At 69.3% G+C, this 14,970-nt stretch carries 12 protein-coding genes and 1 tRNA gene; 8 read left to right on the top strand and 5 right to left on the bottom strand.

Annotation, left to right across the window (positions count from 1 at the left end):
* Positions 1 to 122: 122 nt before the first annotated feature.
* The 5 genes from ACZ5K7_RS30775 to ACZ5K7_RS30755 all read left to right on the top strand — a co-directional run bounded on the left by ACZ5K7_RS30775 (position 123) and on the right by ACZ5K7_RS30755 (position 5,892).
* Positions 123 to 1,361: a branched-chain amino acid ABC transporter substrate-binding protein gene (locus ACZ5K7_RS30775; protein WP_351695083.1), complete on the top strand. Its 1,239-nt coding sequence runs from the start codon at positions 123 to 125 to the stop codon at positions 1,359 to 1,361.
* 112 nt (positions 1,362 to 1,473) lie between these two features.
* Entirely contained in the window at positions 1,474 to 2,406 is a 933-nt protein-coding gene (locus ACZ5K7_RS30770; RefSeq protein ID WP_351695085.1) for a branched-chain amino acid ABC transporter permease, read from the top strand.
* A gap of 5 nt (positions 2,407 to 2,411) precedes the next feature.
* Complete coding sequence (locus ACZ5K7_RS30765; protein ID WP_351695087.1) at positions 2,412 to 4,262, top strand: branched-chain amino acid ABC transporter permease; 1,851 nt, start codon at positions 2,412 to 2,414, stop codon at positions 4,260 to 4,262.
* Between the two features lie 5 nt (positions 4,263 to 4,267).
* Positions 4,268 to 5,179 (top strand): ABC transporter ATP-binding protein, encoded by a 912-nt coding sequence (locus ACZ5K7_RS30760; RefSeq protein ID WP_468918256.1) that lies wholly within the window; start codon positions 4,268 to 4,270, stop codon positions 5,177 to 5,179.
* Positions 5,176 to 5,892 carry an ABC transporter ATP-binding protein gene (locus tag ACZ5K7_RS30755; RefSeq protein WP_468918254.1) on the top strand — a complete coding sequence of 239 codons (717 nt, stop codon included), beginning with the start codon at positions 5,176 to 5,178 and terminating at the stop codon, positions 5,890 to 5,892. The genes ACZ5K7_RS30760 and ACZ5K7_RS30755 overlap by 4 nt, the downstream gene beginning before the upstream one ends.
* A gap of 75 nt (positions 5,893 to 5,967) precedes the next feature.
* On the opposite strand, the gene ACZ5K7_RS30750 is transcribed toward ACZ5K7_RS30755, so the two are convergent.
* Entirely contained in the window at positions 5,968 to 6,624 is a 657-nt protein-coding gene (locus tag ACZ5K7_RS30750) for an ANTAR domain-containing response regulator (protein WP_351695094.1), read from the bottom strand.
* Positions 6,625 to 6,724: 100 nt separating this feature from the next.
* Here ACZ5K7_RS30750 and ACZ5K7_RS30745 point away from each other — a divergent pair.
* A tRNA-Leu gene (locus tag ACZ5K7_RS30745) sits at positions 6,725 to 6,799 on the top strand.
* 106 nt (positions 6,800 to 6,905) lie between these two features.
* On the top strand, positions 6,906 to 7,667 hold the full coding sequence (locus ACZ5K7_RS30740) for a helix-turn-helix domain-containing protein (RefSeq protein ID WP_468918250.1): 762 nt from the start codon (positions 6,906 to 6,908) through the stop codon (positions 7,665 to 7,667).
* Positions 7,668 to 7,700: 33 nt separating this feature from the next.
* Here ACZ5K7_RS30740 and pyk read toward each other — a convergent pair whose 3' ends face one another.
* Together pyk and ACZ5K7_RS30730 are read right to left on the bottom strand one after the other, a co-directional pair.
* A complete protein-coding gene (pyk, locus tag ACZ5K7_RS30735; RefSeq protein ID WP_453018819.1) occupies positions 7,701 to 9,137 on the bottom strand; it encodes a pyruvate kinase in 1,437 nt (478 codons plus the stop codon).
* Positions 9,138 to 9,324: 187 nt separating this feature from the next.
* A complete protein-coding gene (locus ACZ5K7_RS30730) occupies positions 9,325 to 10,032 on the bottom strand; it encodes an SIMPL domain-containing protein (RefSeq protein WP_351695099.1) in 708 nt (235 codons plus the stop codon).
* Positions 10,033 to 10,182: 150 nt separating this feature from the next.
* Between ACZ5K7_RS30730 and ACZ5K7_RS30725 the strand changes: the two genes are divergently transcribed.
* The gene (locus tag ACZ5K7_RS30725) at positions 10,183 to 11,988 is read left to right on the top strand and encodes a bifunctional metallophosphatase/5'-nucleotidase (protein ID WP_351695101.1); all 1,806 of its coding nucleotides are present in this window, start codon (positions 10,183 to 10,185) and stop codon (positions 11,986 to 11,988) included.
* 42 nt (positions 11,989 to 12,030) lie between these two features.
* Here ACZ5K7_RS30725 and ACZ5K7_RS30720 read toward each other — a convergent pair whose 3' ends face one another.
* Both ACZ5K7_RS30720 and ACZ5K7_RS30715 read right to left on the bottom strand, forming a co-directional pair.
* Complete coding sequence (locus tag ACZ5K7_RS30720; RefSeq protein WP_468918245.1) at positions 12,031 to 13,452, bottom strand: lysine N(6)-hydroxylase/L-ornithine N(5)-oxygenase family protein; 1,422 nt, start codon at positions 13,450 to 13,452, stop codon at positions 12,031 to 12,033.
* A complete protein-coding gene (locus ACZ5K7_RS30715; protein ID WP_468918243.1) occupies positions 13,449 to 14,807 on the bottom strand; it encodes a pyridoxal phosphate-dependent decarboxylase family protein in 1,359 nt (452 codons plus the stop codon). The genes ACZ5K7_RS30720 and ACZ5K7_RS30715 overlap by 4 nt, the downstream gene beginning before the upstream one ends.
* Positions 14,808 to 14,970 lie beyond the last annotated feature (163 nt).

The raw sequence follows: 14,970 nt of genomic DNA, 5'->3' as shown, positions 1-14,970 counted from the left end.
CGTTCCCTCCGCCCGCCTAGAGTCACGGCCAGTCACGGCGCCGTCGGAATCTTCAAGTTCGACAGGGCGCACGACTCGACCGTTTCCACGGGGATGCGGTTGTTCAGGGGAAAGGACTGATCGTGCGTCAACGTTCGCTCATCGCCATCACCGCAGCTCTGGCAGCGGGAGCACTCACCCTCACCGCCTGCGGCTCGCGCGACAGCGGCGACAAGGGCTCCGACTCCGGCAGTGGTGGCACCACGGTCACCATCGGCGTCGACGCCCCGCTGACCGGCGACCTGTCCGCGCTCGGCCTGGGCATCAAGAACTCGGTGGACCTGGCGGTCAACCAGGCCAACAAGAAGAAGTACGTCGACGGCGTCACCTTCAAGATCGCGGCCAAGGACGACCAGGCGCAGCCCTCCTCCGGCCAGGCCAACGCCACCGCCTTCGTCGGCGACAGCAGCGTCTACGGCGTGGTCGGCCCGCTGAACTCCTCGGTCGCCCAGTCGATGCAGAAGGTCTTCGACGACGCCAAGCTGGTCGAGGTCTCCCCGGCCAACACCAGCCCCGACCTGACACAGGGCGCCAACTGGCAGACGTCGAAGTCGCGACCCTACAAGTCGTACTTCCGCACTGCGACCACGGACGCGATCCAGGGCCCGTTCGCCGCGCAGTACGTCTACAACACGGCCAAGCTCACCAAGGCCTTCATCATCGACGACAAGAAGACCTACGGCGCCGGCCTCGCCGCGACCTTCACCGACGAGTTCAAGAAGCTCGGCGGCAAGGTGGTCGGCACCGAGCACATCAACCCCGACTCCAAGGACTACTCCGCGGTCGTCACCAAGGTGAAGAACTCGGGCGCCACCGTGGTCTACTACGGCGGCGAGTACCCGCAGGCCGGCCCGCTGAGCAAGCAGCTCAAGGCCGCGGGTGCCAAGATCCCGCTGGTCGGCGGTGACGGCATCTACGCCGACGACTACATCAAGCTGGCCAGCACCGCCGCCACCGGCGACATGGCCACCTCGGTCGGCGCCCCGGTCGAGACCCTGGACTCCGCCAAGGACTTCATCGCCAACTACAAGGCGGGCGGCTACAAGGAGGCGTACGGCGCCTACGGCGGCTACTCCTACGACTCGGCCTGGGCGATCATCGAGGCCGTGAAGAAGGTCGTCGACGACAACGGCGGCAAGCTGCCGTCCGACGCCCGCGCGAAGATCACCGCCGCGGTGCAGAACGTCTCCTTCGACGGTGTGACCGGCAAGGTCTCCTTCGACGAGTACGGTGACGCGACCAACAAGCAGCTCACCGTCTACAAGGTCGCGGGCGGAGCCTGGAAGGCCGCTACCTCCGGCACGTACACGCCGAGCAGCTGACCCACACCCGCCGCAGCACCGAGCCGCGCGGGGCGCTGTTCCACTGGCGCCCCGCGCGGACTCGCATCCGGCCTCATCCGTCGAACTTTCCGAACGTCTCGGAGGACATGCGGTGAACGAACTGCCGCAGCAGCTGGTCAACGGCCTGCTACTGGGATCCATGTACGGGCTGGTCGCCATCGGCTACACGATGGTCTATGGCATCGTCCAGCTCATCAACTTCGCCCACGGCGAGATCTTCATGACCGGCGCCTTCGGTGCGCTCACGGTCTACGCGTATGTACTGCCCGACGGCACCTCGATGTGGGTGGCGCTGCCGCTGATGCTCGTGGGCGCCATCATCGTGTCCGTCCTGGTCGCCGTGGGAGCGGAACGGTTCGCCTACCGCCCGCTGCGCACCGCCCCGCGTCTCGCCCCCCTCATCACCGCCATCGGCCTCTCCCTGGCCCTCCAGCAGGCGGTGTGGGCCTGGTACCCCGAGGCGAAGTCCGCCCGGACCTTCCCGACCATCCCGGGCGGCCCCTTCAACATCGGCAACGTCACGATCCAGACCGGTGACATCTTCCTGGTGGTCGTGGCCCCGCTCAGCATGGCCTTCCTCGCCTACTTCGTGATGCGCACCCGGACCGGCCGTGGCATGCAGGCCACCGCCCAGGATCCGGACACCGCGAAGCTGATGGGCGTCAACACCGACCGCATCATCGTGATCGCGTTCGCCCTCGGTGCCGCCTTCGCCGCCGTCGGCGGTACGGCCTACGGCCTCAAATACGGCCAGATCGACTTCAAGATGGGCTTCCTGCTCGGCCTGAAGGCCTTCACCGCGGCCGTCCTCGGCGGTATCGGCAACATCTACGGCGCCATGCTCGGCGGCCTCGTCCTCGGTGTCGCCGAGGCCCTGTCGACCGCGTACATCTCGGACATCCCCGGCATGGGCCAGTTCGGCAGCCAGTCCTGGGCCGACGTCTGGGCGTTCGTACTCCTCATCCTCGTACTGCTGTTCAGGCCACAGGGTCTGCTCGGCGAACGCGTCGCGGACAGGGCGTGACACCGATGACCACAGAGACCACCGCATCCGAGACCCCCGAGACCCCGGGGACCCCGACGGCCGAGAGCGCCCCCGCGCCCGCCGCGTCCGGCCTCATCGGCCTGCCCGCCCCGCTGGGCCGGGCCCTCGCCACCGGCGGCGGCGCCCTCGCCGTCGTCTCCACGTTCATGTCCTGGACCTGGACCTCCGCGTTCCCCGGTGACCTCACGGTCTACGGCTACCCCGGCGGCCTGCAGGTCCTCGTCCTGATCGGCGGGCTCCTCACCACCCTGTTCGGCCTCGCCTCCTACGGCGTGAAGGGCCTGGGCGCGCTGACGCCGGGCAGCGCCGAGAGCGCACTGAAGATGGCCGCGCTCGGCACCTTCGCCACCGCCTGGTACACCGTCATCGCCATCAGCGACGAACTCGGCGGCGTGGTGAACCTGGACCCGGGCGGCTTCGTCGTCGCGATCGCCACGCTCGCCGCCGTGGTCGGCGCGCTGGCGCTGCCGTTCGAACGGCCGGAGCCCGACCCGGTCGACCCGGACGACACCGGCTGGGAGCTGTTCCGCCACAACTCCCGGCAGAAGTGGAACACCTTCCGCGCGGCCTTCGCCACCAAGACCCCGGCCCCGGCGCGCCCGCTGGCCTCCTGGATCGAGATCCTGGTGATCGTGGCGGCCATGGCCATCGGCCTGTTCGTCTTCAGCTACGGCATCGGCACGTCGTACGACGAACTGTTCATCGGCTTCCTGATCACCGCCGGCTTCGGCTTCGCCGCCATCTCCAAGGCCGGGCTCGTGGCCCGCGTCTCGGCGATCACCACGAAGCACCGCAACATCACCATGGCCGGCGCCTTCCTCGCCGCCGCGGCCTTCCCGTTCACCCAGTCCAACGACCAGTACGCGACCATCGGCGTCTACATCCTGATCTTCGCGACCGTCGCGCTCGGCCTGAACATCGTCGTCGGCCTCGCCGGCCTGCTCGACCTCGGATACGTCGCCTTCCTCGGTGTCGGCGCCTACACCGCGGCCCTGGTCTCCGGCTCACCGTCCTCCCCGCTGCACGTGCATTGGCCGTTCTGGGCCTCGGCACTGCTCGGCGCGGTCGTCGCAATGATCTTCGGTGTCGTGATCGGCGCCCCGACGCTGCGGCTGCGCGGCGACTACCTGGCCATCGTGACACTCGGCTTCGGTGAGATCTTCCGGATCACCGTCCTCAACCTGGACGGCACCTCCGGCCCGGACGTCACCAACGGCTCCAACGGCATCTCCTCGATCCCGAACCTGAACATCCTCGGCTTCGACTTCGGCGCCGAGCACCAGATCCTCGGCTCCACCATCGGCCGGTTCGCCAACTACCTGCTGCTGATGCTGATCATCACGCTCATCGTGGTCATCGTCTTCCGGCGCAGCAGCGACTCCCGGATCGGCCGCGCCTGGGTCGCCATCCGCGAGGACGAGACCGCCGCGCTCGCCATGGGCATCAACGGCTTCCGGGTCAAACTGATCGCCTTCGCCCTGGGTGCCTGCCTCGCCGGCCTGTCCGGCTCGGTACAGGCGCACGTCACCTACACCGTGACCCCGGAGCAGTACCAGTTCGCCTACGTCGTCCCGCCCAACTCGGCCTTCCTGCTGGCCGCGGTGGTACTCGGCGGCATGGGCACCATCTCCGGCCCGCTGGTCGGCGCGTCCCTGCTCTACCTGATCCCGGCCAAGCTCCAGTTCCTCGGCGACTACCAGCTCTTCGCCTTCGGCGTCACGCTCATCCTGCTGATGCGCTTCCGCCCGGAGGGCCTCATCCCCAACCGGCGCCGCCAGCTCGAGTTCCACGAAGATGCCGAAGCGCCCGCCGTCCTCACCAAGGCAGGGGCCTGACCACCATGACCACCGACACCACCGTCCAGGACGCCGCGCCCGGCGCCTCCGCATCCGGCGAGACCGTGCTCGACGCACGCGGCGTGACCATGCGCTTCGGCGGCCTGACCGCCGTACGCAATGTGAACCTCACCGTCAACAGCGGCGAGATCGTCGGTCTGATCGGCCCCAACGGCGCCGGCAAGACCACCTTCTTCAACTGCCTCACCGGCCTGTACATCCCCACCGAGGGCGAGGTCCGCTACAAGGGCCAGGTACTGCCGCCGAAGTCCTTCAAGGTCACGGCGGCAGGCATCGCCCGCACCTTCCAGAACATCCGGCTGTTCGCCAACATGACGGTCCTGGAGAACGTGCTGGTCGGCCGGCACACCCGCACCAAGGAAGGCCTCTGGTCGGCCCTGCTGCGCGGCCCCGGCTTCCACCGCGCCGAGGCGGCCTCCCGGGCCCGGGCCATGGAACTCCTGGAGTTCGTCGGCCTGGAGCGCAAGGCCGAGCACCTGGCCCGCAACCTGCCCTACGGCGAGCAGCGCAAGCTGGAGATCGCACGCGCCCTCGCCAGCGAGCCGGGACTCCTGCTCCTCGACGAGCCGACGGCCGGCATGAACCCGCAGGAGACCCGGACCACCGAGGAACTGGTCTTCAAGATCCGCGACATGGGCATCGCCGTCCTCGTCATCGAGCACGACATGCGCTTCATCTTCAACCTCTGCGACCGGGTCGCCGTTCTGGTGCAGGGCGAGAAACTCATCGAGGGCGACAGCGCGACCGTGCAGGGCGACGACCGGGTCATCGCCGCATACCTCGGCGAGCCGTTCGAGAACGCGCCCGGCGACGAGGAGGCCGCCGAGGTCGAGGCGGCCGAGGCGAACGCCGAGTCCCCGACCGACGCCGCGCCCGGCAAGGAGAACGACCGATGACCGCACTGCTCGAAGTAGAGGACCTGCGGGTCGCCTACGGCAAGATCGAGGCCGTCAAGGGCATCTCCTTCAAGGTCGAGGCCGGCCAGGTCGTCACCCTGATCGGCACCAACGGCGCCGGCAAGACCACGACCCTGCGCACACTGTCCGGGCTGCTCAAGCCGGTCGGCGGGCAGATCCGGTTCAACGGCAAGTCGCTGAAGAAGATCCCGGCGCACAACATCGTCTCGCTGGGCCTGGCCCACTCCCCCGAGGGCCGGCACATCTTCCCGCGCATGACCATCGAGGACAACCTGCGCCTCGGCGCGTTCCTGCGCAACGACAAGCCGGGCATCGAGAAGGACATCGAGCGGGCGTACGCCCTGTTCCCGATCCTCGGCGAACGGCGCAAGCAGGCCGCCGGCACCCTCTCCGGCGGTGAGCAGCAGATGCTGGCCATGGGGCGGGCGCTGATGTCCCAGCCGAAGCTGCTGATGCTCGACGAGCCGTCCATGGGACTCTCGCCGATCATGATGCAGAAGATCATGGCGACGATCGCCGAGCTGAAGTCCGAAGGCACGACGATCCTGCTCGTCGAGCAGAACGCCCAGGCCGCGCTGTCGCTGGCCGACCAGGGGCACGTGATGGAGGTCGGCAACATCGTGCTGTCGGGAAGCGGCCAGGACCTGCTGCACGACGAGTCGGTCCGCAAGGCCTACCTGGGCGAGGACTGACACCCGGGTTCGATACGACGAGGCCCGCGCTCCCTCTTCCCCGGAGCGCGGGCCTCGTCGTCGGCGGACGGCCGGTCAGCCCTTGCTGGACTTCTTCTCGTCGCTGTCCACGATGACCGCCTCCGCGACCTGCTGCATCGACATACGGCGGTCCATCGACGTCTTCTGGATCCAGCGGAACGCGGCCGGCTCGCTCAGGCCGTACTCGGTCTGCAGGATGGACTTCGCACGGTCGACCAGCTTGCGGGTCTCCAGGCGCAGGGTGAGGTCGGCGACCTCCTTCTCCAGCTGCTTCAGCTCGGTGAAGCGGGAGACGGCCATCTCGATCGCGGGGACGACATCGCTCTTGCTGAACGGCTTGACGAGGTACGCCATCGCGCCGGCGTCCCGGGCCCGTTCGACCAGGTCGCGCTGCGAGAACGCGGTGAGCATCAGGACCGGGGCGATGGACTCCGCGGCGATCTTCTCGGCCGCCGAGATGCCGTCCAGCTTGGGCATCTTGACGTCCAGGATGACCAGGTCGGGGCGGTGCTCGCGGGCGAGTTCGACCGCCTGCTCACCGTCGCCGGCCTCGCCGACGACGGTGTACCCCTCCTCCTCCAGCATCTCTTTCAGGTCGAGCCGGATCAGGGCCTCGTCCTCGGCGATGACGACACGGGTCGTCAACGGAGGCACATGCGACTTGTCGTCGTCGGGTACGTCGACTGGCTTGGGCGACTCGGCGGCGGTCACGGGGGCTCCTCGTTCAGGGCAGGGGTACTGCTGACAAGAGCCTACCTAGCTGCGGTAAGGTGGACGCGCGGAGGGTCGGGTGTGACCTTTGATTCTTCGAGCCCCGGTAGCCCAATTGGCAGCAGGCAACGGATTCAAAACCCGTACAGTGTCGGTTCGAGTCCGACCCGGGGCACTTTTCCTTGGTTTCCAAGGTCATGACTTTCAAGCGGAGGACCACGTTCGCGTGGCCTTCCGCTTTTTGCTGCGTGTCACCGCGGCCTCCCTCCCACAGTGGCCACATGTACGACGTCAGCACACGCAGGCGAGCACTCGCTCTGGTCGCACAGGGACGCAGCCTGAATTCGGTGAGTCGAGAGACCGGTGTCTCGCGAGCCGCAATCCGCTCCTGGACGGTGCGGCTGGAACCTCTGCCTCGCATGGCGGTTCCGCCACCACCAGGACCGCCGGAGAACGAAGCCGCCTACTCCTACCTGCTGGGCCTCTATCTCGGCGATGGCTGCATCAGCACTCACCCCCGCGGGAACGGCTACTACCTGCGTATCGCCTGCGCCAACTCGTGGCCGGGGCTGATTGACGCCTGCGAGATCGCCATGCGCGCGATCAACCCCTCGGGCACTGCCTACCACGTGCAGGCCCAAGGTTATGTGTCGGTGGTCGGCTACAGCCCCCACTGGCCCGACCTCTTCCCCCAGCACGGCCCGGGCAAGAAACACGAGCGCCCGATCATCCTCGAACCTTGGCAACAGAAGATCGTCGACGCCCACCCCTGGAAATTCATCCGCGGCCTCATCCACTCCGACGGCTGTCGCATCACCAACTGGACCACCCGCCTCGTAGCCGGTGAGCGCAAGCGGTACGAGTACCCCCGGTACTTCTTCACCAATGTCTCCGAGGACATCCGCCAGCTCTACACCGACACCCTCGACAACCTCGGCATCGAGTGGACGCACTGCAAGCGTGACGGCAACCCGTACAACATCTCCGTCGCCAAGAAGGCCTCGGTGGCCCTCATGGACACCCACGTGGGCCCCAAGTATTGATAAGGACCCCTCCTCAAGAGGGGCCCTCACGCGTCACTTCGGGCTGTCGTCCTCGCCGATGTGGTGTACGCGGACCATGTTCGTCGAGCCGGACACCCCGGGAGGCGACCCCGCCGTGATGACCACGACGTCGCCCTTCTCGCAGCGGCCGTACTTCAGCAGCAGTTCGTCCACCTGGTCGACCATCTTGTCCGTGGAGTCGACGTGCGGGCCGAGGAAGGTCTCGACGCCCCAGGTCAGGTTGAGCTGGGAGCGGGTGGCCGGTTCCGGGGTGAAGGCGAGCAGCGGGATCGGCGAGCGGTAGCGGGAGAGCCGGCGGACCGTGTCTCCGGACTGGGTGAAGGCGACCAGGAACTTCGCACCGAGGAAGTCGCCGATCTCGGCGGCGGCCCGGGCGACCGCGCCGCCCTGGGTGCGGGGTTTGTTGCTCTCGGTCAGTGGCGGCAGCCCCTTGGCGAGGATGTCCTCCTCGGCCGCCTCGACGATCTTCGCCATCGTCCGGACGGTCTCGATGGGGTACTTGCCGACGCTGGTCTCGCCGGAGAGCATCACCGCGTCCGTGCCGTCGATCACCGCGTTGGCGACGTCGGAGGCCTCGGCGCGGGTGGGCCGGGAGTTGTCGATCATGGAGTCGAGCATCTGGGTGGCGACGATGACCGGCTTGGCGTTGCGCTTGGCCAGCTTGACGGCGCGCTTCTGGACGATCGGCACCTGCTCCAGCGGCATCTCCACGCCCAGATCGCCGCGCGCGACCATGATGCCGTCGAAGGCGGCCACGATGGAGTCGATGTTCTCGACGGCCTGCGGCTTCTCCACCTTGGCGATCACCGGGAGGCGGCGGCCCTCCTCGGCCATGATGCGGTGGACGTCCTCGACGTCGCTGCCGCTGCGCACGAAGGAGAGGGCGATGACGTCGAAGCCGGTGCGCAGTGCCCATCGCAGGTCGGCCTCGTCCTTGTCGGAGAGGGCCGGGACGGAGACGGCGACGCCGGGGAGGTTGAGGCCCTTGTGGTCGGAGACCATGCCGCCCTCGACGACGGTGGTGTGCACCCGGGGGCCGTCGACGTGGGTGACCTCCAGGCAGACCTTGCCGTCGTCGACGAGGACGCGCTCACCGGGGGTGACGTCGTCGGCCAGGCCGGCGTACGTCGTCCCGCACTGCCGGCGGTCGCCCTCGGCGCCCTCCTCGACCGTGATGACGAAGGTGTCGCCGCGTTCGAGGAGTACCGGTCCCTCGGTGAAGCTGCCGAGGCGGATCTTCGGGCCTTGAAGGTCGGCGAGCATCCCGACGCTGCGACCGGTCTCGTCGGAGGCCTTGCGGACACGCTGGTAGCGCTCCTCGTGCTCGGCGTAGCTGCCGTGGCTGAGGTTGAATCGGGCGACGTCCATTCCGGCCTCGACCAGGGCCTTGATCTGGTCGTACGAGTCGGTGGCGGGCCCCAGAGTACAAACGATCTTTGCTCGGCGCATGCTTCGAGCCTAGGCCTTACCGGTGGGTAGAGAATTGGCCGTACATGACGACCCAACAACCTTTGCGTGAAGGCCTATTGACAAGTGTTGAATTGTGCGGTGGCCCGCTCCGATGAGCATCTCGCATATGTTGAACGCGGGAATGCGAGCGCTCATCTATTCGAAATACCGAACATCGCTTCCCGGGTCACAGCTCCGGCGGCGCCATCGTGAATCGCGCGCCGACCTGAGCGGCTACGCGCAGTCGCGGAGGTTCGAGATCGAGGGGTTCGGCGGGCTCGGCGATTTCCGCGGCGGCCGCCATCCGTCGGACCCCGCCGCCGAAAGCCGCCCGGCGCGGCTGAGGACCGTCGATGCCCGTGTCGGCCAGCTCGACCAGGGCGGCCAGGGAGGTGCCGAGGGCGCTCGCGTACTCCCGGGCGCGCTGTACCGCCTCGGCGACCGCCCGCCGCCGGGCCTCGCCGTGCACGGGTGAGTCGGGGCGCAGCGACCACCAGGGGCCGTCGACCCGGGTCAGCTCCAAGTCGGCGAGGCGGGTGGCGAGTTCACCGAGGGCGGTGAAGTCGGTGAGCTCGGCGGTGAGCTGGACCCGGCCCTGATAGCTGCGGACCCGCTCGCCCCGGCCGCGCTCGGCGAATTCGGGGGCGATCGAGAAGGTCCCCGTCGACAGGTGCGCCACCGCCTCGCCGTAGGACTTGATCAGGTCGAGGGCGGCGGTGTTGCGGCGGGTGAGGTCGTCCAGGGTCGAGCGACGGTCGCGGCCTCGGGCGCTCACCGTGACGCCGATCCGGGCCAGCTCGGGTTCGACCTCCAGCTCGGCCTCGCCGCGCACGACGAGAAGGGGCGCGTCGGGTGTGCCGACGGGCTTGCGGTCCTCGGGCGAGGGTGCGGTCATACGCCCCACTCTGTCACGCCATCCCCGTGTGTGCGCAGTGGAGTTCACTGTCCGGGTCACCAGATCGCAACCTCCCGGACCTGTTGCCGTAGGTCATGCCCAGGACAGAATCTACGCGCGTCGTTGACCATTTCCCGAGGAGATCGAGACATGCCCTTGAATCGCCGGAAGTTCCTGAAGAAGTCCGCCGCCACCGGGGCGGGAGTGGCGGTCGCCGGAGCGGCGGCGGCCCCGGCGCAGGCCGCCCAGGCCTCCCCGAGGCCGGCCAAGCACCCCAAGCGGTACTCCCTGACCGTCATGGGCACCACCGACCTGCACGGAAACGTCTTCAACTGGGACTACTTCAAGGACGCGGAGTACACGGACGCCAAGGGCAACGCGCTGGGCCTGGCGCGCGTCTCGACCCTGGTGAACCAGGTGCGCGAGGAGAAGGGCCGCCACAACACCCTGCTGCTGGACGCCGGTGACACCATCCAGGGCACCCCGCTGGCGTACTACTACGCCAAGGTCGACCCGATCACCGCCAAGGGCGGCCCGGTGCACCCGATGGCGCAGGCCATGAACGCGATCGGGTACGACGCGGCGGCGCTCGGCAACCACGAGTTCAACTACGGCATCGAGACCCTGCGCAGGTTCGAGGACCAGCTGCGCTTCCCGCTGCTCGGCGCCAACGCGGTCGACGCGAAGACCCTCAGGCCCGCCTTCCCGCCGTACTTCATGAAGAAGTTCCATGTCCCGGGCGCCCCGCCGGTCAAGGTCGCCGTGCTCGGCCTGACCAACCCGGGCATCGCGATCTGGGACAAGGCCTACGTCCAGGGCAAGCTGGCTTTCCCGGGGCTTGAGGAGCAGGCCGCGAAGTGGGTGCCCAGGCTGAAGGCGATGGGCGCGGACGTGGTCGTGGTCTCGGCCCACTCCGGCACCTCGGGTACCTCCTCCTACGGTGACCAGGTGCCGTACGTCGAGAACGCGGCCGCGAACGTGGCCAGGCAGGTGCCGGGCATCGACGCCATCCTGGTCGGCCACGCGCATGTGGAGATCCCGGAGCTGAAGGTCACCAACGAGGCGACCGGGAAGACCGTCGTGCTCTCCGAGCCGCTGTGCTATGCCGAGCGCCTCACCCTCTTCGACATCGAGCTGGTGTTCGCCAAGGGCGGGTGGGAGGTGGAGTCGGTCGCCGCCTCGCTGCGCAACTCCAACACCGTCGCCGACGACCCGAAGATCACCCGGCTGCTGAAGGACGAGCACGCGAAGGTCGTCGAGTACGTCAACCAGGTCGTCGGCACCGCGACCGCGACCCTCACCACGGTCGAGGCGCGCTACAAGGACGCCCCGATCATCGATCTGATCACCAAGGTCCAGGAGGACGTGGTCAAGGCGGCCCTGGCGGGCACCGAGTACGCCGCGCTCCCGGTGCTCGCGCAGGCCTCGCCGTTCTCCCGGACCTCCCAGATCCCGGCCGGCGAGGTCACCATCCGGGACCTGTCGAGCCTGTACGTGTACGACAACACGCTGGTCGCCAAGGTGATGACGGGCGCTCAGATCCGGGCCTACCTGGAGTACTCGGCGGAGTACTTCGTGCAGACGGCCGCCGGCACCGTCGTCGACGTGGACAAGCTGACCAACGCGAACAACCGTCCGGACTACAACTACGACTACGTCTCGGGCCTCGGATATGAGATCGACATCGCCCAGCCGGCCGGGTCCCGGATCAGGAACCTGACCTACGACGGTGCCGCCCTGGACGACGCGCGGCAGTTCGTGCTGGCGGTGAACAACTACCGAGCCAACGGCGGCGGCGCGTTCCCGTACGTGGCGTCGGCGAAGGAGCTGTGGTCGGAGTCGACGGAGATCCGTACCCGGATCGCGGAGTGGGTGACCGCCAAGGGCGTCCTGGACCCGAAGGACTTCGCGTCGGCGGACTGGAAGCTGACCCGGGACGGCACGCCGGTGTTCTGACGGGGGTCGGCGGGCGCCGGCCCTGGCACCGGCGCCCGTCGCTCAGTCGGCCAGGGGGGTGAGCTGCCTCGGCCGCTGCCCGTGCTGTGTCGGGACCCTGTCCTCCGACCGCTCCAGGCCGAAGCTGGTGAAGGCCGTGCGGGCGGGCAGCGGGTAGGGCTCCTTGCCGGTGAGGGAGTTGAGGATGCTGGCGCTGCGCCAGGCGGCGAGGCCCAGGTCGGGCGCGCCGACGCCGTGGGTGTGGCGCTCGGCGTTCTGCACGTACGCCGATCCGGTCACGGACGGGTCGAGGACGAGCCGGAACCGTTCGTCCACGCGCGGGCGTTCACTGCTGTCCCGGCGCAGATAGGGGTCGAGTCCGGCGAGCAGCCGGCCCAGGGGGCGCTCGCGGTAGCCGGTGGCCAGCACCACGGCGTCGGTGGGGAGCCGGGAGCGGCTGCCCTGCTGGATGTGTTCCAGATGGAGCTCGATCTTGGTGGTGGCGATGCGTCCGGCCGTGCGGACCTGGACCCCGGGCGTGAGGACGGCGTCCGGCCAGCCGCCGTGCAGGGTGCGGCGGTAGAGCTCCTCGTGGATGGCGGCGATGGTGTCGGCGTCGATGCCGCGGTGCAGCCGCCACTGGGAGGCGACCAGCCGGTCCCGGACGGGCTCGGCGAGGGCGTGGAAGTAGCGGGTGTGGTCGGGCGTGAAGTGCTCCAGGCCGAGCTTGGAGTACTCCATGGGCGCGAAGGCCTCGCTGCGGCCGATCCAGTGCAGTTTCTCGCGGCCCGCCGGGCGGTGCCGCAGCAGGTCGAGGAAGACCTCGGCGCCGGACTGTCCGGAGCCGACGACGGTGACGTGCTCGGCGGCGAGGAAGGCCTCGCGGTGCTCGAGGTAGTCGGCCGCGTGCACGACGGGCACGCCCGGTGCCTCCACCAGGGGCTTGAGCGGGTCGGGCACATGGGGGACCGTGCCGACTCCGAGCACGACGTTCTTCGTGTACGTACGGCCCAGGGACTCGGCCTCCCCGTCGGCGTCGAGCTGGGTGAAGTCGACCTCGAACAGGTCCCGTTCGGAGTTCCAGCGGACCGCGTCCACCTGATGCGAGAAACGCAGGCCCGGCAGGCTCTCGGCGACCCAGCGGCAGTACGCGTCGTACTCGGCGCGCCGGATGTGGAAGCGCTCGGCGAAGTAGAACGGGTAGAGCCGGTCGCGGGACTTGAGGTAGTTGAGGAACGACCAGGGGCTGGCGGGGTCGGCGAGGGTCACCAGGTCGGCGAGGAACGGGACCTGGATGGTGGCGCCGTCGATCAGCAGCCCGGGGTGCCAGTCGAAGCCGGGGCGCTGCTCGTAGAAGACGGCGTCCAGTTCGGCGAGCGGGTGGGCGAGGGCGGCCAGGGAGAGGTTGAACGGTCCGACGCCGATGCCGACCAGGTCGCGGGGTGCTTCGGGCTCCTGGTGTGGGGGGTTGGGCAGCGAGCTCATTGGGGCGTCGTTCCTTCCACGAGTTTGAGGAGGACGGCCAGTTCGTCCGGCCGGGTGTGGGGGTTGAGGAGGGTGGCCTTGAGCCAGAGCCGACCGTCGAGCCGGGCCCGGCCGAGGACGGCCCGGCCGTCGTGCAGCAGCCTGCGCCGTATGCCGGCGATGTCGTCGTCGGTGGCTCCGGCGGGGCGGAACAGCACCGTGCTGATGTTCGGCCGGTCGTAGAGTTCGAAACCGGGGTGCTCCCGGACCAGGGCCGCGAACTCCCGGGCCCGTGCGCACACCTGGTCGATCAGGGCGCCGAGTCCGGAGCGGCCCAGGGTCCTGAGGGTGACCGCGATCTTGAGGACGTCGGGGCGCCGGGTGGTGCGCAGGGAGCGGCCGAGGAGGTCGGGGTAGCCGGCCTCGGTGTCGTCGTCGGCGTTGAGGTAGTCGGCGCGGTGGTGGAGTACGCCGAGCTCGGCGGGGCGGGCGACCGCGAGGAGGCCGGCGGCGACCGGCTGCCAGCCGAGTTTGTGCAGGTCGAGGGTGACGGTGTGGGCGCGCTCCAGGCCGGCGAGTTTGTCCCGGTGCCGGTCGCTGAAGGCGAGAGCGCCTCCGTAGGCGGCGTCGATGTGCAGCCGGGCGCCGTGGGCCGCGCACAGGCCCGCGATCTCGGGGAGCGGGTCGATGAGGCCGGCGTCGGTGGTACCGGCGGTCGCGGCCACGACGAACGGTTTCGGCAGGTGGCTGAGGGCGGCGTGCAGGGCGGCCGGGTCGAGGGTGCCGTTCGGCGCCGGGACCACGACCGGGTCGGGCAGGCCCAGCAGCCAGGCGGCCCGGGGCAGCGAGTGGTGGGCGTTGGCGCCGCAGATCAGCCGGACACCGCCGCCGAGGGCCTCGCGGGCGAGGAGCAGGGCGAGTTGGTTGGACTCGGTGCCGCCGCTGGTGACCACGGCGTCGGAGAGGCCGAGGGCATGGGCGAGGGCGCGGGTGACCATGGCTTCCAGGGCGGAGGCCGCCGGGGCCTGGTCCCAGGAGTCCAGCGAGGGGTTGAGGGCGCTCGCGGCGAGGTCGGCGGCGGTGGCGACGGCGAGCGGCGGGCCGTGCAGATGGCCCGCGCACAGCGGGTCGGCCGGGTCGGCCGCGCCCGCCGCGAGGGCGGTCACCAAGGTGCGCAGGGCGTCGGGGTCGCCGTCGTCCGGGAGGACGTCCCCGACGGCGTCCGCGACCCGCTCGGCCACCGCCTCCGGGCCGCCCGCCGGCAGCGGTCCGCCGCGGGCCCGGCCGCCGGCGCGCAGCGCGTCGAGCACGGTGTCGAGCAGGGGCCGCAGGGCGTCGGGGCCCTGGGGTCCGGATGCGAGAGGCGGCGTACTCATGGGTCTCCTCGGGGCGCCGGCCGAAAGGGGTTGTCCGCGGGGGGAGTTCCAGCTTGTACGGGATTGGGTCTGCGCGTCCCCAAAGCTCAACGATCGGAACCCGAAAGTGGGTACTGCCGTGCGGGGAAAACGTGTCGGGGCGGTGTGCCGAGGGCGCGTCGGA

Source organism: Streptomyces sp. NPDC031497 (assembly GCF_055580905.1).
The sequence above is the reverse complement of the archived record's forward strand: the minus strand, read 5'-3'. Positions and strand labels throughout refer to the sequence as shown.

Excerpts from the sequence above, each read along its gene's own strand:
- ACZ5K7_RS30765 (WP_351695087.1), top strand. The coding sequence starts at position 2,412 with ATGACCACAGAGACCACCGCATCCGAGACCCCCGAGACCCCGGGGACC.
- ACZ5K7_RS30760 (WP_468918256.1), top strand. The coding sequence starts at position 4,268 with ATGACCACCGACACCACCGTCCAGGACGCCGCGCCCGGCGCCTCCGCA.
- ACZ5K7_RS30755 (WP_468918254.1), top strand. The coding sequence starts at position 5,176 with ATGACCGCACTGCTCGAAGTAGAGGACCTGCGGGTCGCCTACGGCAAG.
- ACZ5K7_RS30740 (WP_468918250.1), top strand. The coding sequence starts at position 6,906 with ATGTACGACGTCAGCACACGCAGGCGAGCACTCGCTCTGGTCGCACAG.
- pyk (WP_453018819.1), bottom strand. The coding sequence starts at position 9,137 with ATGCGCCGAGCAAAGATCGTTTGTACTCTGGGGCCCGCCACCGACTCG.
- ACZ5K7_RS30730 (WP_351695099.1), bottom strand. The coding sequence starts at position 10,032 with ATGACCGCACCCTCGCCCGAGGACCGCAAGCCCGTCGGCACACCCGAC.
- ACZ5K7_RS30725 (WP_351695101.1), top strand. The coding sequence starts at position 10,183 with ATGCCCTTGAATCGCCGGAAGTTCCTGAAGAAGTCCGCCGCCACCGGG.
- ACZ5K7_RS30720 (WP_468918245.1), bottom strand. The coding sequence starts at position 13,452 with ATGAGCTCGCTGCCCAACCCCCCACACCAGGAGCCCGAAGCACCCCGC.
- ACZ5K7_RS30715 (WP_468918243.1), bottom strand. The coding sequence starts at position 14,807 with ATGAGTACGCCGCCTCTCGCATCCGGACCCCAGGGCCCCGACGCCCTG.